The organism is Pseudooceanicola onchidii (assembly GCF_004959925.1).
Lineage (GTDB): Bacteria > Pseudomonadota > Alphaproteobacteria > Rhodobacterales > Rhodobacteraceae > Pseudooceanicola > Pseudooceanicola onchidii.
On the sequence record NZ_SPUW01000002.1, the window covers coordinates 120615 to 140663 of the forward strand.

The 20049-nt window shown below is 62.6% G+C and carries 20 protein-coding genes; 5 read left to right on the top strand and 15 right to left on the bottom strand.

Annotated elements, in window-relative coordinates; translation table 11 throughout:
• Entirely contained in the window at nucleotides 1–495 is a 495-nt protein-coding gene (locus E4S58_RS08480; protein WP_136635986.1) for a flagellar basal body-associated protein FliL, read from the top strand.
• A 54-nt stretch (nucleotides 496–549) separates the two neighbouring features.
• Here the strand turns inward: E4S58_RS08480 and E4S58_RS08485 are convergent, their stop codons facing one another.
• The 10 genes from E4S58_RS08485 to E4S58_RS08530 form a co-directional block, all read right to left on the bottom strand.
• Nucleotides 550–927 (bottom strand): hypothetical protein, encoded by a 378-nt coding sequence (locus E4S58_RS08485; protein WP_136635987.1) that lies wholly within the window; start codon nucleotides 925–927, stop codon nucleotides 550–552.
• Nucleotides 924–2009: a flagellar type III secretion system protein FlhB gene (gene flhB, locus E4S58_RS08490; RefSeq protein ID WP_136635988.1), complete on the bottom strand. Its 1086-nt coding sequence runs from the start codon at nucleotides 2007–2009 to the stop codon at nucleotides 924–926. The genes E4S58_RS08485 and flhB overlap by 4 nt, the downstream gene beginning before the upstream one ends.
• Complete coding sequence (locus E4S58_RS08495; RefSeq protein ID WP_136635989.1) at nucleotides 2006–2782, bottom strand: flagellar biosynthetic protein FliR; 777 nt, start codon at nucleotides 2780–2782, stop codon at nucleotides 2006–2008. Before E4S58_RS08495 ends, flhB begins: the two co-directional genes overlap by 4 nt.
• Complete coding sequence (gene flhA / locus E4S58_RS08500; protein WP_136635990.1) at nucleotides 2779–4866, bottom strand: flagellar biosynthesis protein FlhA; 2088 nt, start codon at nucleotides 4864–4866, stop codon at nucleotides 2779–2781. Before flhA ends, E4S58_RS08495 begins: the two co-directional genes overlap by 4 nt.
• A 10-nt stretch (nucleotides 4867–4876) precedes the next feature.
• Nucleotides 4877–5617: a lytic transglycosylase domain-containing protein gene (locus tag E4S58_RS08505; RefSeq protein WP_136635991.1), complete on the bottom strand. Its 741-nt coding sequence runs from the start codon at nucleotides 5615–5617 to the stop codon at nucleotides 4877–4879.
• A gap of 98 nt (nucleotides 5618–5715) precedes the next feature.
• Nucleotides 5716–7965 carry a hypothetical protein gene (locus E4S58_RS08510; protein WP_136635992.1) on the bottom strand — a complete coding sequence of 750 codons (2250 nt, stop codon included), beginning with the start codon at nucleotides 7963–7965 and terminating at the stop codon, nucleotides 5716–5718.
• Nucleotides 7962–8831 carry a flagellar motor stator protein MotA gene (gene motA / locus E4S58_RS08515; protein WP_136635993.1) on the bottom strand — a complete coding sequence of 290 codons (870 nt, stop codon included), beginning with the start codon at nucleotides 8829–8831 and terminating at the stop codon, nucleotides 7962–7964. The genes E4S58_RS08510 and motA overlap by 4 nt, the downstream gene beginning before the upstream one ends.
• Nucleotides 8832–8903: 72 nt before the next feature.
• Complete coding sequence (locus E4S58_RS08520; protein WP_338101524.1) at nucleotides 8904–9431, bottom strand: MotE family protein; 528 nt, start codon at nucleotides 9429–9431, stop codon at nucleotides 8904–8906.
• Nucleotides 9432–9539: 108 nt separating this feature from the next.
• Complete coding sequence (locus tag E4S58_RS08525) at nucleotides 9540–9908, bottom strand: hypothetical protein (RefSeq protein ID WP_136635995.1); 369 nt, start codon at nucleotides 9906–9908, stop codon at nucleotides 9540–9542.
• Between the two features lie 9 nt (nucleotides 9909–9917).
• Nucleotides 9918–10418 carry a flagellar basal body-associated FliL family protein gene (locus tag E4S58_RS08530; RefSeq protein ID WP_136635996.1) on the bottom strand — a complete coding sequence of 167 codons (501 nt, stop codon included), beginning with the start codon at nucleotides 10416–10418 and terminating at the stop codon, nucleotides 9918–9920.
• 124 nt (nucleotides 10419–10542) lie between these two features.
• Here E4S58_RS08530 and fliF point away from each other — a divergent pair, with 124 nt between their 5' ends.
• From fliF to fliP, 4 genes are read left to right on the top strand one after another with little or no spacing between them, the layout of a single operon-like run.
• The gene (fliF, locus tag E4S58_RS08535; RefSeq protein ID WP_136635997.1) at nucleotides 10543–12150 is read left to right on the top strand and encodes a flagellar basal-body MS-ring/collar protein FliF; all 1608 of its coding nucleotides are present in this window, start codon (nucleotides 10543–10545) and stop codon (nucleotides 12148–12150) included.
• A complete protein-coding gene (locus E4S58_RS08540; RefSeq protein WP_136635998.1) occupies nucleotides 12147–12740 on the top strand; it encodes a FliH/SctL family protein in 594 nt (197 codons plus the stop codon). Before fliF ends, E4S58_RS08540 begins: the two co-directional genes overlap by 4 nt.
• Nucleotides 12733–13008: a FliM/FliN family flagellar motor switch protein gene (locus E4S58_RS08545; protein WP_136635999.1), complete on the top strand. Its 276-nt coding sequence runs from the start codon at nucleotides 12733–12735 to the stop codon at nucleotides 13006–13008. Before E4S58_RS08540 ends, E4S58_RS08545 begins: the two co-directional genes overlap by 8 nt.
• Nucleotides 13009–13012: 4 nt before the next feature.
• Nucleotides 13013–13747 (top strand): flagellar type III secretion system pore protein FliP, encoded by a 735-nt coding sequence (fliP, locus tag E4S58_RS08550; protein ID WP_136636000.1) that lies wholly within the window; start codon nucleotides 13013–13015, stop codon nucleotides 13745–13747.
• 342 nt (nucleotides 13748–14089) lie between these two features.
• Here fliP and E4S58_RS08555 read toward each other — a convergent pair whose 3' ends face one another.
• The 5 genes from E4S58_RS08555 to E4S58_RS08575 form a co-directional block, all read right to left on the bottom strand.
• Nucleotides 14090–15190, bottom strand: coding sequence for a flagellar basal body P-ring protein FlgI (locus tag E4S58_RS08555; RefSeq protein ID WP_136636001.1), 1101 nt, complete (start codon nucleotides 15188–15190; stop codon nucleotides 14090–14092).
• Nucleotides 15187–16194, bottom strand: a complete 1008-nt coding sequence (locus tag E4S58_RS08560; protein ID WP_136636002.1) for a flagellin — start codon at nucleotides 16192–16194, stop codon at nucleotides 15187–15189. Before E4S58_RS08560 ends, E4S58_RS08555 begins: the two co-directional genes overlap by 4 nt.
• Nucleotides 16195–16197: 3 nt before the next feature.
• A complete protein-coding gene (flgK, locus tag E4S58_RS08565; protein ID WP_136636003.1) occupies nucleotides 16198–17652 on the bottom strand; it encodes a flagellar hook-associated protein FlgK in 1455 nt (484 codons plus the stop codon).
• Nucleotides 17653–17700: 48 nt separating this feature from the next.
• Nucleotides 17701–19002 carry a flagellar hook protein FlgE gene (locus E4S58_RS08570; protein WP_136636004.1) on the bottom strand — a complete coding sequence of 434 codons (1302 nt, stop codon included), beginning with the start codon at nucleotides 19000–19002 and terminating at the stop codon, nucleotides 17701–17703.
• Nucleotides 19003–19104: 102 nt separating this feature from the next.
• On the bottom strand, nucleotides 19105–19953 hold the full coding sequence (locus E4S58_RS08575; RefSeq protein WP_136636005.1) for a flagellar motor protein MotB: 849 nt from the start codon (nucleotides 19951–19953) through the stop codon (nucleotides 19105–19107).
• Between the last annotated feature and the right edge of the window lie 96 nt (nucleotides 19954–20049).

The following is a 20049-nucleotide window of genomic DNA, read 5'->3' on the forward strand; positions in this document are numbered from 1 at the left end:
ATGGGCAAACTTCTTCCCCTGATCCTCATCATCCTGGGCGTCGGAGGCGGCGCGGGGGCGGGTTTCCTTTTGAAACCCCCGCCGCCGGATCCCGCGCTGGAAAACCCCTGCGGTGAGGTCCCGCATGACACGACACCTTTGAAGCAAGAGGAGGAAGAGGTTCTTCCGGAAGACCGGGAATACGTGAAGCTGAACAACCAGTTCATCGTACCGGTCGTGGGTGAAGGGCGGGTCGAGGCGTTGGTCGTTCTGGCGCTGAGCGTCGAGGTCAAGCTTGGCGCCCGTGAAACGGTGTTTTCCCGTGAACCCAAGCTGCGTGACGTCTTCCTGCAGCAGCTGTTCGATTATGCCAACCAAGGTGGCTTCGCAGGTGTCTTTACCCAATCGAACACGCTGGACGTCCTGCGCAACATGCTGATGGAGGCCGGTGGTGACGTGCTAGGAGATCAACTTCTGGATGTGCTGATCACGGATATTGCCCGGCAGGACAATTAGGCGGTCAAGACGCAGTGGGCGCCGCGATCAGGCGCTTGTTGCGTGACGTTCGGATCAATAGGCCCGGCGCGCCTGCAGCCGGGCCTCTTCCTGTTTCATTGCCAGGATGTCCTCGCTCACCTGCTTGCGGGCAAAGCTGCGCTTAAGCGTCGCGACGGCCTCGGCCTTGCGGGCCAGCACCCGGGCCAGCTGCATGTTCACTTCGGCCCGCCGCCGCATGAGCCACTTGCGCCAAGCCTCGTCCGCGCCGATTGCGCGCCAGGGGGCGTCGCCCTCAATCGCGCCTCCGAGGCTTTCGCGCAACTGGCGGTCAAGATCGTCGAGCGTGGCGCGAAGATTGGATTCCTCACGCGCCATCTCCTGCATCTTGGCAAGATCGCCTTGGTAAGCCGCGTCGGTCACGCGGCAGAGATCGCGGTAATCTGTTGTCATCGCCAGCTTTTCCTTGCCCGGACGCGCATCTGATCGGCGAACCGGATCGCAGCGGCCACGGCGCGGTAGTGGTCGGAGGAGATCTCATGGCCGATGTCGGTGGTGGCATAAAGCGCCCGCGCCGTCGGTGGATCGGGATGGATCGGCACGGCGTTTTCTTGGGCAACCTGCCGGATCTTGGCGGCAATTTCGTCCGTCCCCTTGGCGACACAGATCGGGGCGGCGCCGGGTTCACGTGTCCATTTCAGGGCGACGGCATAATGCGTCGGGTTGGTGATGATGACGTCGGCTTGGGGCACATCCGCCATCATCTGGTTCATCGCGATTTCCTGCCCGCGCGCACGCCGCTCGCCCTTCATATGCGGGTCGCCCTCGGCCTCCTTGTGTTCGTCGCGGATCTCCTTGTCTGACATCCGATGCTTGCGCAGGTGTTCGGCGCGTTGCCACAGGAAATCGATACCCCCGATGACAAGCGCGACCAGAAGCACCACCAGCATGAAGTCGATGCTCAACCTGAGGAGGAGACCGGTCGCCAGAGTTGGATCCGTCCGGATCGTGCCGGCCATGTCGGGCAGGCGCTGAACCAGAAACATGCCAAGGATGACGGAGTAGATGAGCAGCTTGGTAAAGCTCTTGCCGAACTCGAACAGTCCATTGCGTCCGAACTTGTTCTTTGCATTCGAGATCAGAGAGATCCGCGACAGCTTGGGCATCAGCTTGGACGGGGTCACGGTAAAGCTTCGCTGCACGATCATCGCCAGGATGGAGGCCATGGCAGGAATGACGAAGAAGGGCGCGACCAACGTGCCGACGCGTGTGAAAAGCCCGCCCATCAAGGGCGCGGCGCCGTCGGTTACCATCAGTTCGGCCATGCGATCGGCCTGGCCCAGCAGGGTTTGCAGGGCGGTCCCAAGCTCCAACAGGCTTTTGCCGCCAACTGCGGTCGCCGCCAGGATCAGCCCGCCGTAAACTGCGGCGGTCGAAACGTCCTGCGACCGCGGGATCTCCCCCTTCTTGCGCGCATCATCGAGCTTTTTCTGCGTCGGCTCGTGCGGTTTGTTGTCGTTGTCGTCGTCGCTCACGGCACCGCTCCGAACGGGTTGGCGAGGACGGACATGAAGGTGTCACGCCAGACCACAAGCATGGTGGGCGCCAGCAGAAACAGCAGCGCGAGGCCGCCAAAGGTGATGACCGGCGCGCCGACGAAGGCCACCATGAGCTGCGGCATGGCCCGGTTGATGACGCCAAGTGTAAGGTTATAAATGACCGAAACGATGACGAAGGGTGCCGCCAGCGTGAAGGCCAGGGCAAATGCGCGCGACACGCCTGCGATGCCCCATTCCGTCAGGTCCGACGGCGACGGAAAGTGGCCCGCTGGCAAGACGCGGTAGCTTTCGATCAGGAATTCGACGGTACGGACATGCAGGCCCATCATCATCAAGAGCGCCAGCGCGCCGATGACAAGGATATGGCCCATGGCCGGCAATGGCTCTGCCGCCGCGCCGCCCGCGATCTGTGACAGCGAGGATGACTGGGCGGCCATCGATCCAGCTGTCTGAAGCGCAAGGATCATCAGGCGAAGGGCGATGCCAAGCGCCAGGCCCGCAATGGTTTCAGTGGCGAGAAATCGCAGGAAGACCCAGAATTCCCAAGCTTTTTCCAGCGGCATCTCGGGAACCGCCGGAATTGTCACGACCGTCAGCGCAACCGCAAGACCCAGCTTGATGCGGACGGGCACGACCTCTTCCGAGAAGCCGGGAAGCAGGGCCATCAGTGCGCCGACCCGCAAGAACACCAAAAGGGCCTGCCAAAGACCGGTTTGCGCCAGGGTCATAAGCTCGGCCGCGGCGGTCATGCGGCCACCACACCGACGAGCGACGGCCGCGCATCCAGCCCGATTTCCTCGAAGGCGAGGACCGGGTTGCCGATGGCCTTGGCGCTCATCACCATGCGAAGGAACCGGCGCCGACGGGTCGAGGTTACGATCGCCGGGAAGACGCCCCGATCCCCGGCCTGGCTGACCTTTTCGGCGATATTCGCGGCGAGGGTGTTGAACAGATCGGGGGGCAGCGCCACGTCGATGCCGCCGCGATCGCTTTCGATCTGATAGCTGGCAAAGGTCTCCTCCCACTCTGGCGCGAGCTGGATCAGCGGGATCGTACCATCGTCGCGACGCAGGTTGCCCACCAGCTGGAATCCAAGGCGCTGGCGCACCTGTTCGCAGATCCCCTCGGGCTGGGTGGTGGTCATCCGCGCTTCGGCGATGGCTTCGAGGATCAGTGGCAAATTGCGGATAGAGACCTGTTCTTCCAGCAGAAGTCGAAGCACCTGGTGCAGCAGATCCATCGGCACGCGGTCTGGTATCATCTCGTCCAGCAGCTTGCGATTTGCGTCTGACCGGGCCTTGTCGGACAGATGGGTCATCTCCTCCAGCAGGCGACGCAGTGACTTCAGGCTCAGCAGGCGCGGCAGGTTTCGCTTGATCAGTTCAAGCAGATGGGTCGCCAGGATTTCGGTTGGCGTGACCATGGTGACACCCGACAACATCGCACGATCCTGATCGCCTTCCGGAATCCACCGCGCAGGCGCGCCATAGACCGGTTCGCTGACGTCCTCTCCGCTCGGGAGGGTGTTGCCGCCTTCGGGCAGCAGCGCCAGCACGTGATCCTGCTTGAGCGCGGCGCGCGCGACCTCGACCCCTTGCAGGCGGACAAGGTAAGTGCCTGTGGGCAAAGACGGATCGTCCGTCAGACGGATTTCCGGAAGGATCAGCCCGAAATGGCTGGCCACGTGATTGCGCATGTTGGCGATCCGCGCATCAAGGCCCGTGCCGGGATCCAGCACCATGTCGACAAGGTCCGGAGCGAATTCGACATGAATATCATCAAGATCCAGCAGATCACCGATCGGCCGATTGGCGGGGCGCGGGTCTTCGTCGGCTTCGACTTGGGTTTCTTCGGGTCGATCCTGATCGCCCTTCCAGACCACCCAGGCGGCGCCCGCCAGGGTCAGGCCACCGGCCATGAACGGCAGAAATGGCAGACCGGGGACCAGTCCGAACAGCATCATGAGCACGGCGACAGTCGCCAAGGCTGCGGGATGCTTGCCCAGCTGCCCGACCAACGCCAGATCGGTGGCGCCTGTCGTGCCGCCTCGCGCCAGCAACAGGGCGGAGGCGATGGAAATGATGACCGCGGGGATCTGCGTGACCAGACCGTCCCCGACCGTGAGAATTGCATAAGTTTCAAAGGCCTGACCCATAGGCATCCCATGCACGACAATCCCCATGATCAACCCCATGACCAGGTTCAGAAGCGTGATCAGCAGGCCGGCAACCGCATCGCCCTTCACGAATTTCGAGGCACCATCGAGTGACCCGAAGAAGGTCGTTTCCTGCTGTTCCCGCTCGCGCCTCGCCTTCGCCTCGGCATGGTCGATGGCGCCTGCGGACATGTCGCTGTCGATCGCCAGCTGCTTGCCGGGCATGCCGTCCAGGGCGAAACGCGCGCCGACCTCGGCCATGCGTGCAGCGCCCTTGGTGATCACCATGAAGTTGACGATCAGCAGGACACCGAAGACGACAAGACCCAGGAAGACGCTGCCACCCATGACGAAATTGGCAAATCCTTCAATGACATCCCCCGCCGCGCCCGTACCGGTGTGGCCCTGCCCGATGATCAGCTTGGTCGACGACACGTTCAGCGACAGGCGCAGCATCAGCGCCGCCAGCAGGATCGTCGGGAAGGCGCTGAAATCCAGTGGTCGGTCGATGAACAACGTCACGGTGAAGATCAGGATGGCCAAGGCAAAGCTGCCTGCCAGGCCGATGTCGAGCACGATCGCCGGCATGGGCAGGATCATCATGACGATGATCGCCATGAGAGCGACGGCCAGTAGAACGGTCGGCTGGAAGAGCGCCGCGCGGGACAGGTTCGGCATTCAGGAGACCTCAGAACATCGGGCGGCGCGCGGCCGTCCCGTTTGCCACGGGCATCAACGATCCGGGTGTGACGTGGCCGGACCCGCTTGCCAGCAAGGGATAGGTGTTGGGCTTCGGGGCCTGTGGCGCGGGTTGCGGGGTTGGCGTGATCTGATGGTCAGGCAGAAATCGCGAAAGCACATCGACGATTCTTGACCGATATCTGTCGGCGAGCGCATCGGTGCGGGAGTGATAGGCCCCCGTTGCCGTGGTCCAGTCGCCGAACTCCTCATGCAGCGATTTCAGGAAGCGGGCCGCGTAGTCGGCGTTGGCGAACGGGTCCAGCATGTGCTGGGCCGACGCGAAGGCCCGCCCGTGCCAAGCATAGTTGATCTGAAAACAACCGACGTCGAAATTCGTGACGCCCTGAGCGACCAGATCCTGCACTCGGGCCGCCGCGTCATTCAGGGAAGAAAAGCGCTGTCCGCGCCCTTCGGCATTCAACGTCCACGGCCAGGCCGTGACATGGGGTTTGTGATAGCGCCCAGATTCCACTTCGGCCACTGCGCGCAACAGATCAACCGGTATCCCGTGGTCTGACGCCGCGGTTCGCGCGGTGTGGTCGCATAGGTCGTCGTCAGATTGGAACGCGGCGAAGGCATCAGCCGCCTGCGACACCCAAAGGCTCAGGCACAGAAGTGCCTTTGGAAATAATCCCGATACCCTGCCCCGGTGTGATCGGGGTCGCCGTTGGTGAATCATGTCGATCATCCGCTTTCTGCAAGATGATCCTTTTTAACGTCCCAAGCATTTACGAATGGTAAGCACGTCGGCGAATTTGAACAGAGAAGCCAGAGGGTTGGCCTATGTCAGTTTGATGGAGGGACGGCCACCGAGTAGCGATCCAACAGTCCTTCCAGAGTAGACCGGGATGACACACTATCCTGTAGAAGCCGTCGATTTCTAGCCAGCGGACCCTGTTCGGGACCTGTCGCGACCGCCTCATCCCGCAACAATGCGTCAAGCGCGGTGTCCAGATCATCTCCGGATTCGGCAAGGCGCGACCATTCACCCGCCAACCAAGCCTGCCGGTTTGCTTCTTCGTCCATATTCAACCTCGCGAAGGCCTGACTCGCGTCCGCATGATCGCCCGCCATTGCCTTTGCCTTGGCCAGAAGTGCCATAGCCTCAGCGTCATCCAGCGTCCCCAAGGCCGCAATCGCTTGGAGCGGGCGCCCTTGTTCGATTGCTGCGCGCGCGCGCAACCGCGCATCATCCGAGGTCTGGTCTTCCGGTGCGATCCGGGAGAGTGCATCTTGCGTCAACTCCGGGAAACCGAGGGTCAGGAAACGTTCCGCAAGGGCACGTTTTGTCGGTGGCCCGAGAGCCTCAGGCCGATCCGTGATCTGCTGCATCGCAAGGCGCAGGAAAAGCACGTCGTCAAGTGAGGCGATGAGATACGTCGTTGCGCGATCACGGAGGTTTATCGCCTCAGGACCGAGTTGATCTTCAAGTTCGTGCTGATCGAGCAGTTGAAACGCGGTGTCGATCTGCCCTGCGCTGGCACGGGCGAGGATCTCCAGGCCGCGCAGGGTCTCGGCCAGCGGGGTTGATCGATATTGAAAGACGTAGGCTCCTATCAGTTCCGCCAATTCGCTTGTGATGGGCGTCCCGGTGTCGAGGTCGTGATTGACCAGGGCGATCAGCGCCTCGGGTGAAGGCTCCCTGTCCTTTTCCGCAGCGTCTTCCAGCGTTTCTCGTCCGACCTCCGGGTCTCCGTGATCCAGTTCCATCTGGCCTTCGACAAGTTGCTGACGCTCATCGATCTCCGGTCCACTGCGATCGAGCACCCGCAGGATGGTGCGCGAAAGATCAGGTTTGCCGGAGGCGAGCAGGCGTTCGGCGACCAGCACGCCAAGATAGTCACGCACGGCAGCTGGCAGCGCGTTCAGCGTACGAAGGATGGCCTGTACGTTGGGATCCTCCAATGGGTCCAGTTGTTTGCTCGCCAAGAGAGACCAAAGCGCTGCGGAGGTATCGCAGTCGGCTTGATGGTTGAAAGGGGACGGATGCGGGTCGTGCCCATGATCCAAAATTCGGGCCATCGAGGCCAAGTTCGCGTAATCGACGCCCTTCGGGTCCAGCTTGAGGATCGCCATGGCCTCGGCCCCGAAACCGTAGGCGATGTAGAATCTGGCCATATCTCGGATGGCGGCTTTTTCGGTTCGGTCGAATTCACCGATCAACGCCGCACGGTGACGCCCCAAGCCCGTGGCAAACCCGTCTTCTCCGGCCCAACCCGCCAGGTCAAAATCGCTGTCGGGCAGGCAGCCAGCGCCATCGGCTGTGAGTTTTGGCCTCTCGTGACCCGCGTTGATCATCGCGGAATGCGCAAGCGCACTGGGCGGCGCGTCGGGCTTCGGCACCGGGAGCGGCTCTGCTTTGCCCTCAACGGGCTTCGAGTCTTTCTTGGGCTCTGGCAGTGGCGGTTTAGGCGTCAGCAACCCTTGCGTCGACGCGCGCGCGACCTCCTCGAGTATCCGGTTCTCGACTTCAGCCAAGCGTTTGCTGCGATCGAGAGACTCCTTGCGCGCCACGTCATCGGACGGAAGCGCCAAGGTTTCGGTGAGACGTCGTGCATTCGCGATGGTTGCAGGGCGCGGCGCCAATGATGCGACCGGCGGCCCGACCACAAGACGTTCCAGCGGTGTCAGGTCCGCTGGCCGCTCAGGCGGGGTCACGCGGTTTGTTTCGGGTCGAGCCGAACCATCCACGATGTCCAAGACAAGTGCATTGCCCACCAACGTTTCCGTTCGGAAGTAGCAGTCGCAGGCCATCTCCAAGGTCAATTTGCCCGGCGAAGCCCCGACGCGAATGTCCCCAAGCCGATCGCGCGCAATTCGATCGTAGACTGTCGAGAGGTCAAATGATTCAGGCGGCGTGGTGGCCAGGACGGCGGCTTGATCACTTTCGTCGAGCGTCCAGGCGGTGCCCTCGGGAAGATAAAATACCAACCGTGCGAAACCGTCGTGGCCACCCGATCGCACGGTGACAGGCTGCGCCAAGGCGGACGACACGCCCGTCACCACCCACACCAAGATGAGCCAAAGCACCCTCATGCGGCATCCTGCTTCACGGATTTCAGCGCTTCTTCCAGGTCGGAGAAGCTGGGGCGGTGATGCGACGGCGTGTTCTGACGACCGACTTCTATGCAGATGTTGGTCGCGTGGTTGTGCAGGTTGGCGACAAGTACCTCACGGATAAGGTGATAGAAGTGACCGTCTTCCTCGACCACGGCTTTCACCTTGCCCGCGAAGGGCCCGACAAGACCGTAGGCCAGGAACACGCCCAGAAAGGTTCCCACAAGCGCGCCGCCAATCATTTTACCCAGCACTTCAGGTGGTTGGTCGATTGACCCCATGGTCTTGATGACGCCCAAAACGGCCGCGACGATGCCCAAGGCGGGCAGCCCGTCGGCGACCGACTGCAACGCATGGCTGGTGTGCAGGGCGTGGTGAAGGTTCGCCTCCATCCGCTTGTCCAGCACCTCCTCTACCTGATGCGGATCATCGTAGTTCATCGAAGCGGACCGCATGGTGTCGCAGATCAGACCAACGGCTTCCTTGTCGCTCATGATCTTGGTGTATTTCGAGAAGATCGAGGACTCCTCGGGGTTCTCGATATGCTCTTCGATCGCGACAGGGTTCTGGCGGACCAGACGGATCAGTTCGAACAGCAGACAGAGCAGTTCCTGGTAGTCCTGCGAGTGCCACTTGGGGCCCTTGAAGACCTTCCCGATGTCCTTGACCGTGTGCTTCACGGCAGACATGTCGTTGGCGACGAAAAACGCGCCGACGGCCGCGCCGCCGATCATCATCATCTCGAACGGCAGAGCCTTGAGGATGATACCGAGTTTACCGCCGGCAAGGATATATCCGCCGAACACCATCACGAAGATGACGCCGATTCCGACAAATCCGATCATCGAGGGACGCTCCGTTGGGGACTCATGGGGCCATTCTGGGACGACAGTGGTAAAGAAAGGGTCATGCTGCGGTCAGTTTTTGGGAACATTCGCATTGCGACCGGCGAGGATCACGCTGACGGTATAGGCGGTTTCCGGGGTAAGCCCGGCCATGACACCGGCGGCGGCGGCGGGCTGCATGCGGCCTAGGAATCCGGCTGCAAAGTCCGGATCCATCTGTTCGAAAAGCGCGGCCGCATCCTTGGGTTTCATGCTTTCATAGACAGCCGTCAGGCGGGATAGATCGTCTTCCGCTGCGGTGTCCGCGAGCGCGAGGGTCGCACGCAGGTCATCCTCGGCCTGGGACAATGCCGCGAGCTTGCGTTCGATTTCGCGATCCGCCACCGCAAGGGCCTGCATCCGGTCTTGCATCTGTGCCTCGCGCTGTTTCAACCGATCTTCGCGGTCACGGAAGGCTGTCAGCATCGCCGCAACGTCGGGTGCAGGATCGCAACTGGCGGGGTCCTGCGCGAGGGCGGCTTTCGGGTCAGGCTCACTCTCGGTCTCGGCAAGGTGGGCCGAATTCGTCACCGCGAAGGCGCGACCGGCGTCATCGCTCAACCTGACCGCAGCAGAGGAAATCAGGAGGAAGGCGACAAGCATCAGTGTGCCACGTGCCGGGCGTCGTCCGCTTGGACGCGCCGTCTTTTTCTTGAACACGCGCATCGGTCAGCCGCCAGCGCCCGCGCGGCGTCGCGAGAAGATCAACGTATCGGGATCGGCCTCAGGTGGTTTGGGCGCGGCGCGTTCGGCATCCGGCAGATCGTGCAGCGAAGCAACCAGCAGTTCGAGCTTGCGCGCAGCATCTTCGGCCCGGGTCGTCAGCGCAGTCAGTGAGGCAGAGCTGTCCGTGGCCGTTTCCTGAGCGGCGGCCAGCGTCCGGGTCAGGTCGTCGACCTGGGCCGACAGCACCGCGACGGCCCCGCCCACGCCGTTTTCAAGATCGTTGAAGCGTGTCAGGCGTTTGGCGAGGATAAAACAGTAGAACCCAGCCCCCAGAGCCCCGGCTACCAGAAGAATATCGGCGATAAAGTCCATTGCGTCCTCTCAGTTCATCACGAATTCCATGACCAGCAGGTCGTTGACCTGCCCCGGCCCCGTCACCACCTGGATCCGCCGCAGCATCTGGGCCCGTAGACGGGTCAGGGCGGCAGGGTCTTCAAGATCGGCAACCTCGAGCGCGCGGAGGTAGGAGTTCAGAACATCCACCACGCGCGGCAGCAGGGTCGTCACCCCATCTTCCTTGCCTTTCGGCACCTCAAGATTCGCGCGGAATCGCAGGTGCCGATTGTCGGCCGCAGCGCCAAGCGAGATGGTCATCGGGTCAACCGCCACGAATTCAACCTCGGGGCCCGCGATGACCTCCTCCGGCTCTTCAGCCTCGGTGTCCTCGGCCGGGGCGCCAAACAGCATGCCGCTGTATATGGCGAAGAAACTGCCGCCCCCGCCGACCAAGGCCAGAACAAGGCCCAGGATCAGCGGCAACTTGGATTTCTTCTTCGGCGCGTCGTCTTCGCCTTCGATTTCTTCAGATACGTCTTCAGCCATCTTGGGTCCGGAGATTCTTTGCTTTCCTCCGGTATAACCCCTCAGGAACTAACCGATTGTTAAGGCCGATCGGCGAAAACGACATCCACGGGGCGGTAGAAGATTGTCCTGACAGGAGGCGTTTGTGCAGCAGATAACAACACTGTGGACGGGTATGGATCCTCGGCGTCGAATCGTGACGGTTCTTTCGATGGTCGCCCTTCTCGTGACGGTCATGACGCTGACGCGGATGGCGACCCAGCCCGGGCTGGCGCTGCTCTATTCCGGTCTTGAAAGCGGCCAGGCAGGCGAAGTTGTCCGGTCGCTGGAACAGCGTGGCGTCCCGTACGAAGTGCGTGGCGGCGCGATCTACGTCGATGGGTCCCGCCGCGATGAACTGCGGATGACGCTGGCCAGCGAAGGGCTGCCGCGGAACAATTCCCAAGGCTACGAGCTGCTGGATACGCTGACCGGCTTTGGCACGACCTCGCAGATGTTCGACGCTGCGTATTGGCGCGCCAAGGAAGGCGAGCTGGCGCGCACCATCGCCTCCGGTCCACAGATCCAGGCGGCGCGGGTGCATATCGCCAACGTCGGTTCGAACCCCTTTCAGCGCGACCTGAAGCCGACGGCCTCGGTTTCCGTCACGGGGTCGGGCAGCCTGTCGTCTGGCCAGGTGCGGGCGCTGAAATTCCTTGTGGCGTCTGCGGTTGCGGGTCTTCGCCCCGAAGACGTCGCGATCATCGACAGCTCTGGCGAACTGCTGGCCGGGGATGCCGACGCGACGGCGGAAACGACCAGCGACGATCGTGCCGACAAACTGAGGGAACGTGTTCAGAGACTTCTGGAGGCGCGGGTCGGCTTTGGCAACGCCGTGGTCGAGGTCAGTGTCGACACCGTCACGGAGAGCGAATCGATCCGTCAGCGCACGTTCGATCCCGAAAGCCGCATCGCGATTTCCACCGAAACGGAAGAACGCACAGGTACGTCGCAAAACACCGCGAATGATGTGACCGTCGCGTCGAACCTGCCAGACGGCAACGCGGCCGGTGGCAACGAATCCTCGTCGCAATCGTCGGAAACGCGCGAGCGGGTGAATTACGAAGTCTCGGAAACGGAGAGAGAGGTCATCCGCGCCGCCGGGGCCGTGAAGCGGCTGACCGTCGCAGTGCTGGTCAACGGTCTGCCGGAAACCGACGGCGAGGGGGCTGCAATGGCCCCACGAGAGGACGCGGAACTCGCCGCGCTGCGCGATCTGGTAGCCTCGGCCGTCGGCTTTGACGAGGCGCGGGGTGATGTGATCACGATCAAATCCATGGTCTTCGAGGAAATCGTGCCCGAAGGCAGCCTTGCGACCAGCAGCTGGACCGACATGATTGCACTGGACGCCATGGCTTTGATCCAAATGGGAATCCTGGCACTTGTCGCAATCGCACTGGGTCTGTTCGTCGTCCGTCCGGTGCTACGTGCGCCATCCGCCGCGATGCCGACGGGCCTGCCTGCGCCGGACCCCGACGGCACTTCTCCCGCGATCGGAGATGCGGCCCTGACCGGCGAAATCACCGAAGAGGATTTCAGCCTCCCGGATCTGCCGATCATCTCAAATTTCGACACCGCCGGGGTGCCGGGATTCGATGACAGCGACTCGTCCGACCCCGTCGACCGGCTGAAAGCCCTCATCGGCGAGCGGCGTGATGAAACGGTCGAGATCCTGCGCGGCTGGCTGGAAGACCGTGAGGAGACGGCAAGATGAGCATCGCGCATCTGCTGGAGGATTTCGGATCGCCCCAGGCGGTCGCGACGCCGGCCCTGTCAGACGTAGACCTGGAGGGGTTGAAGCTGGAAGCCTTTGAAAACGGTTACAAAGCCGGATGGGAAGACGCTTTGAAAACCCGGGACGGAGAACAGGCGCAGATCTCGGGCGATTTCGCGCGGAACCTGCAGGACCTGTCGTTCACCTATCACGAAGCGCAGGCCCAAGTGATGCAGGCCATGGGATCGCTGCTGCAGGACATCGTGGACAAGGTCCTTCCCGAGGTCGTGCGCGACACCATGGGCACACGCCTGGTTGAACAATTGACCGAAATGGCGCGGGATCACGGATCGCAAACCATTGAAATCGTGACATCTCCTGCGGATCAGGCCGCTGTCGAAGCGCTGTTGGATCAGGACTTTGGCTTCCCGGTCACGGCGCAGGCTGACGATACACTGGGTGAAGGGCAGGTGTTCCTGCGGATGGCGCAGGAGGAACGGCAGATCGACATGGAGTCGATGATGTCCGGCATCCGCCAAGCCGTGGCGGGGCTGATGGAAGAAAGTGAAAGGACGTTGAAGCATGGATAATCCCGCTGGTGAGAAAGGGCATCCGTTTGCCTCGGTTCCGATCGAGATCACGATTTCGGTCGGCAAGGCACGGCCGCTGATCCGCGACCTCCTCGCGATGGAGAACAATGCGGTCCTGCCCCTGGACCGACGGGTCGAAGATCCGGTTGAGCTCTATGTCGGGGATCGGCTGATCGCGCGCGGCGAACTGGAAGAGCTGGACGGCGCCCAGGCCGGACAGCTTGGCGTGCGTCTGACTGAAGTTGCCAACCTTCAGGACGGACTCTGACCCCATGACCCGTTCCGTTTGGATCGCCGCAATGACGGCGGGCTTGGTCATGGCCGCGGAATCCGTTGGCGCGCAAGAGCTGACATTGGACCTCGGCGACGGAGACTCTCTGACCGCACGTTCCGTTCAGCTGATCGCGTTGATCACGGTGCTATCGATCGCGCCGGGCTTGGCGATCATGGTGACGTGCTTTCCTTTTGTGGTGACGGTTCTGTCGATCCTTCGGCAGGCCGTTGGATTGCAGCAATCACCGCCGAACATGCTGATCATCTCGCTGGCGCTGTTCCTCACCTATTTCGTGATGGAGCCGGTATTCCTGACCGCCTGGGCCAATGGCATCGGGCCCCTGGTCGAAGGGCAACTGACGGTTGAAGCCGCCTTGCCACCGACGCTTGAGCCGTTTCGCGAATTCATGGCGGGCCGCGTCGACGCAGAAACCTTCGAAACACTTGCGGCGCTGCGGCCTGACGGCGCCACCATGAACCGGGGCGAGGACGCGCCGCTTTCCGTCCTGATCCCCAGCTTCATGCTGTCCGAGGTCGCCCGCGCCTTCCAGATCGGGTTTCTCGTCTACCTGCCGTTCCTGATCATCGACCTCGTCGTTTCGGCTGTGCTGATGTCGATGGGCATGATGATGGTGCCGCCGGCGATCGTTTCGATGCCGTTCAAACTGGCCTTTTTCGTCGTGGCAGACGGCTGGTCTCTGATCGCGGGCAGCCTGGTTCGCAGCTACTTCTAGTGACCCTCTTCGTCACCTGCACACCGGCCAGTGGAGCGATCCATTGGGCGGCACTTCTATTGGCTTTGGAAGGGTGTCCGTTGCCAACGTGATCCTGCGTACACGTGGTACGCTGGGTTAAGACAACATTATCCGGCGACGTTTGCCGGTCTTGGGATGACAAGACGTTCTGACCTTCCACGAGATCACCTGTGTGGCCATACTGTGGCGTATCGGCCATGGATACCGACGCGAGCCTCTGCGTGGCCAATGCACCTGGGTGCATCACTTCCGAAATTATGGCGCGCAAGAAAGGGCCGCCTGTTTGGCGACCCGACAACAGCTTGAATACTGAACCTTGCCTTATCGTACGACGAACTCGGCATGCAGGGCCCCGGCAGCCTTGATGCTTTTCAGGATGTCGATCATGTCGCGCGGAGAGACGCCGAGGGCATTCAGGCCCGCAATGACTTCGGACAGCGACGTGCCTCCGGGCACCTCGGCAAGTCCGGTCCCCGGCTCTTCCTCGATCTCGGCGCGGGAGCGTGGGACGACGACCGTCTCACCCTCACTGAAGGGATTGGGCTGTATCACGATCGGTGCTTCCTCGATCCGCAATGTCAGATTGCCTTGTGACACGGCGACGCGACTGATGCGCACGTCTTCACCCATCACGATCGTGCCTGACCGCTGATCGACCACCACACGTGCGCGCCGCTCCGGCGCGACGGTGATGTTTTCGATCCGGCCAAGGGCATGGGCCGGAGAGGGCAGTTTGGTGGCGGCGATATCCAGCCGGACCGTCCCGGCATCCAGCATCCGCGCAACGCCCCGGCCGAAGGTGCGGTTGATTGCTTGCTCGATACGGCCGGCGGTGGTGAAGTCCGGGGTGCGCAGGGCCAGCCGCAGCGTGCGCAGCGCATTGAGATCAAAGTCAATCTCACGCTCGACCCGGGCACCGGAAGGGATCACCCCTGCCGTTGGGACGCCTTGGGTAACGGTTGCGGCCTCCCCCTCGGCGGTGGCGCCTCCGGCGATGATGGTGCCTTGGGCGACGGCGTAGATCTGGCCATCTGCCGCGTTCAGCGGCGTCATGATCAATGTGCCGCCCAAAAGACTTTTGGCATCCCCGATGGCCGACACCGTCACGTCGATCTGGCTACCGGCGCGCGAAAACGGCGGCAGTTCGGCGGTGACGAAGACAGCCGCGACATTCTTGGGTCGAAATTGTTCGCCCGTGACGTTCACCCCAAGCCGTTCAAGGATATTCGACATGATTTCTTCGGTGAAAGGTGCGTTGCGGATCCCGTCGCCGGAGCCGTTGAGGCCCACCACGAGCCCGTAGCCGACAAGATCGTTGCCGCGCACACCATCGAATTCCACCAGATCCTTGATCCGGATCTGGTCGGCGGCGACGGGCAGGGACAGGACAATCAGCAGCGCGCTGAGCAGGGACCGGATCATGCCAGGTAATCCGTGAGCGAGAGACGGGACAGGCGTGCGGTTATCGTGTAGAGGCCTTCAAGCTGGAACTGCACATCCTCCAACCGGGTGACGGTTTCATAGGGGTCGACGGCCAGAAGCTCGGTCCGGGCGGTCTGGAACGACGTGCGTTCTGCCGATATCCGGGTCGCGCTTTCCTCGATCCGGGACTGGGCATAGCCCAGATCCGCGCGGATCTGGGTCACGCCCGATTGCTCGAAGCTCAGGCCCTTGCCGGCAGCGTCGATCATCTGCTGACGCAGGTCGGCGGGAAAGACGAGAACATCGTCGGCGGCCAGCGCGGCCAGCGCGGTGTGTTTCAACAGCGCTCGGGTCGAGGCATCATCGGCGCGCAGATCCAGATCCACGGTTTCACCGCGGCCGAGCGCAAATGGTGCCAGGGAGGTCGTCGAACCTTGATAGGTGACTGTTTCAAAACCGCCGCCCGGTCCGAACCAAGTGTCGAGCCGCGTCTGGATGTCGGCGAGATCGGTCGCGCCCGCGAGTTCGGTCCGCAAGGCGGTGAGCATGGTGTCGGCGTTGGTCACCGGCGCCACATCGGTGTCGATGCCCGAGAACAGGAACCGGCCGCCGATATTGGTGTTGAGCTTGCTGAGCATGACGTCCAGATCGCCCGCAGCCCTGTCCGAGATCGCGGTAATGATCGGCGCCATGTTGGATTGTGACGCTGTGATCAGATCGAGCCCGAGGTCGGATGCAACCTTCTGAAATCCTTCAAGCGCGTTCTGCATCGTATCGGTGAACAACCGCGCCTCGTTCGTGGCGCTGTCGTAACCTTCAAGCAGCGACAGGTTGCGTTCGACGTCGGCGAGATAGGAATAGCTTCCCGACAGGTGACGCGCGACATCGGAGGTCCGGCCGCTTGACAGTTCTTCGATCAGGGTACCCATCTGGGCCTTCAGATCGCCGTTCTGGCGGCGCAGCAGGTAGGATTGGGCGAGGTCGCCAATAGTGTTGATCGACATGGATCAGAGTCCCATGAGTATGTTGAGAAGATCGTCCATCGTCTGGATGACGCGGGCGTTGGCGGCATAGGCCTGTTCGACAAGCATCAGGCGCTGCATCTCGTCGTCGGTGTCGACACCATCGGCGAGAAAGCGTTCCTGCAGTTCGCTGTGACGCGTCTTGTCGTAGGCCATCGATTGTTCAGAGAGCTGGCGTTCCGTTCCGGCAAGAGACAGCAACGACGAGGACAGGCCTGAGGCGGTGATGCCGGCGGTGCCGAAACTGCCCGACGGCGGAATGCGACGTTCCGACAGGACGGCGTTAAGGTCGTTCAACAGGCTGGAGTCGCCGGGTGATCCGGTGGTTGCGGCGCCCAGACCATCGCGCAGCCGCCAGGTCGCGCCGCCCTGCGCCGGGTCGACAAGGGCGTTGACCGAGATGCGGGCCGAAATGCCAACCTCGTCAGCCGCATTGAATGCGCCGCCGCCGTCGGTGAAGAGGCCGGGGTCGGTGGGGCCACGGGTTGCGTCCAGGCCGGACTGCTGGAACCGTTCCACCATATCCCGCGCGACGGTGTCCAGGCGCGACTGAGCTTCGACAGCCAGGTCGTCGCGGACGGAAAATAGCGCGGCCAGGCGCCCGCCGCCCAGGGCGCTGACGCCGCCGCTGGTCGCCACGGGGTTGCCGTTCAGCTCAAGCCCCGACAGCTGGCCGGCGTCGACCGTCTGGTAGGGCGTGATGATATTGGTGCGTGTAAAGCTCAGGTCTGCGGCTGTGCCGTCGACCAGAAAGGCGCCGCCGGGCGTCATCAGGGCCACCGCCCCGCCTTCGCGCTGAACCTCCCGTACAGGGACGTATTGCGCGATCTCGTCGATGACCTTCTGGCGGTGATCCATCAGGCCTGCCGTGTCGCCGCCGGTGTAGCGCGCGCGGGAAATGGCATCGTTCAGGTCGTCCACCTGCTTGGTCATCTCGTTGAGTCGGGTCACTGCGGCGTCGATCTCGGCGTCGGCTTCCTCGCGCAGCTTCTGGATACCGCCCGACGCGTCGTTGAATGTCGTGGCCAGCCGCTGCGACGCGGTCAATACCGCGCTGAGCCGTTCGGGAAGGTCGGGTCGGCTGGCAGCCGTGATCAGGGAATTCTCGAGGCTCACGACCTGCGCGGAGAGCGAGAAACTGTCTTCGGGCGTGCCGAGGATATCCTCCATCCTCGTGCGGAAGGTCGCGATGGTGTCGGAGTAATTCAGGTCGCTGTCGGCTGCGCGCAGGTCGTGGGTCAGTGCAGGGTCCGAATGGCGGGTGATCGCGGCCACCTGCACCCCACCCGACGCCCCGGCGATGCGCGAGGTCAGTTCCACGTCCCGCCGCCCGTAGCCTTCCGTCATCGCATTGGCGACGTTGGAGGAGATCACGTTCGCGGACCGCGACGAGGCGGTGAGGCCGGAGAGGGCGTTCGAGAGGGCGGCAGAGATGCTCATGACCTGACCTTTCTGAAGGAAGGGGGGAGGCGCCTAGGGCGCCTGCCCTTAGCGCTTGATGTTCGTGGTTTCCTGCAGAATCTCATCCACCGTCTGGAACACCTTGGCGTTGGTCGAATAGGCGCGCTGCGTGCGGATCATGTCGGTCAGTTCCGCGGCCACGTCCGTTGCGGATTCCTCGCGCGCAAAGCTCACGATGTCGCCGGTCGGGCCGTCACCGGCATCCCAGAGGAAGAAGGCGCCGCTTTCCGGGCTGGGGCGATAGGTCTGGTGATCCATCGCGATCATGCCGTTGACGTTCGGCATGTCGGCCAGCGGGATCTGGTAGATGGTGCGCTTCACCCCGGTGTCGAAGTAGGCGTGGACAAAACCGTTCGCGTCCACCTCGACCTCGGTCATGTTGCCGACGGCCGATCCGTCCTTGCTGATCGACAACGGCGCAAAGACGTCGGACAGCTGGCTTAGACCGCCGGTGCCACCGATCAGGCCGAGGTCGATTTCCATTGGCCCGGACTGGACGTTGACGATGATCTTGCCGGTCGCCGGGTCATAGGCGCCGCCGGTGGTTTCCGCCACGCTGGCCAGAGTGCCGCCGGCGGTCCGGCTGTCGGTGAAGGTCAGGGTATGTTCGCCGATCAGCGCGCCGCCCTGGGCGCTGTCGGTGATCGTCATGGTCCATTCGTTCGACGCCCCCGTGGCCGGAATGGTCGGCGTGAAGTTGATGGTGACCGATTCGGATTTGCCCAGGTTGTCGAAATATTCGACCGACAGCTGCTGCGCGGTGCCGGTGGAGCCGGCCTCGGTCTCGGTCGCAGGCAGGTTGACGCCAAGGGTGATCGAGGTCGTCGGTTCACCCTGGAAGAGGTTCGGGTTGATCTGGACCGGTGCCAGCCCGTCGGATGTGTCGCGCGGCAGAAGCGGGATGGTGCCGTCGCTGTCAGCCGGCCAGCCCAGCAGCACAAGGCCGGATTCGGTGCGCAGATAGCCGTCTTCATCGGCGCGGAACGACCCGGTCGTGGTCAGCATCATGTCGTCGAAGGACCCGGTATTTTCCACCTGGTAGGCCGGGGCGACCGGGATCAGGCCGCGTCCGCGTACCGCGAGGTCGGTGGCGTTCGACGTCGTGACCAGCGGGCCGCGTTCATCGATCATCCGCATGGTGGTCGCCCGAACGCCACCGGCGGTATAGCCCCCCGCGTTTTCGCCGATCACCATCGAATGAAAGTCGGCCTCGACCCGCTTGTAGCCGTAGGTGGACGAATTCGAGATATTGTCCGCAATCGTGCCCAGCCGCGTCGCATTGGTCTGCAGACCCGCGACACCGGCGTTGAGGGAGGAGGAAATGGTCATGTATACGCCTTTCTGCTGCACCGACATTTCGTCGGCTGCAGTTCTAGGCGCAGGGCCTTAAGATGGGCCTAACGGCTAAAATTCTCTGCGTTTCGACCCATCTCAGATGTTTTCCCTCAGGATGATGACCTCGAGCCGGTTGTTCCGTGCGGCCATCGGATTGCGCACCACCGGTTCACGATCGGCATGTCCGGTCAGCCGGGCGATCCGCCCCCCCTCCATGCCCTGCGCCTGAAGCAGCTCGCGGAAGGTATTGGCCCGCGCGGCCGAAGTTTCCCAGATGGCCGCGTTGGTCAGGACCACGGGGCGGGCCGCCAGGTGACCCTCGATCGCCAGCGGGTTGGCGACGATGCCCGTCACCCGCGTCAGGATGGCGGCGAGGTCTTCCAGCAGGGTGGTGGCCTTGGCCCCGGAGCCGTCGAACAGCGGCTCGCCCGGCAGATCGAACAGTTCGATCACCAGACCTTCGTCGGTGACGCGCGTCACGATGTGCTTCTTCAGCCCTTCAGCCACGTCGCTTTCGCCCGACCGGCCGGCCAGCAGGGCATCCACCGCCTCAAGCATCTGCGCTTCGGCGGCGGCCTTTTCTTCGGCGTCAGCGTCGCTTCCGCTGCTGCCCCGCGCCTTGTCCTGTTCGGTCGCCCGCATCGAGGTCGCGCCGACACCGTTGCGGGCCATCGTGTCTTCCGAGAAGACGCTGTCGCCGCCCAGGGCCCCGTCGCCGCCCCCGGAAATCCGGTTGACCGGAATCGTCGGACTGAAGAAATCCGCGATGCCCTTGCGTTGCTTTTCCGTTGTCGCGTTCAGCAGCCACATCAGCAGGAAAAAGGCCATCATCGCCGTCACGAAGTCGGCATAGGCAACCTTCCAGGCGCCGCCGTGGTGTCCATCACCACCGACGACCTTTTTCCGCTTGATGATGACTGGCGCCGCATTTGACTGCGCGCTCATCCACTCACCTCGTCTTTCACCCAAAATCAGGGATAGGTCGAAGGTGTTAGCGCGGTGTTAAACAAGGCATTTGAAAAGACTGCACTTTCTGAAACA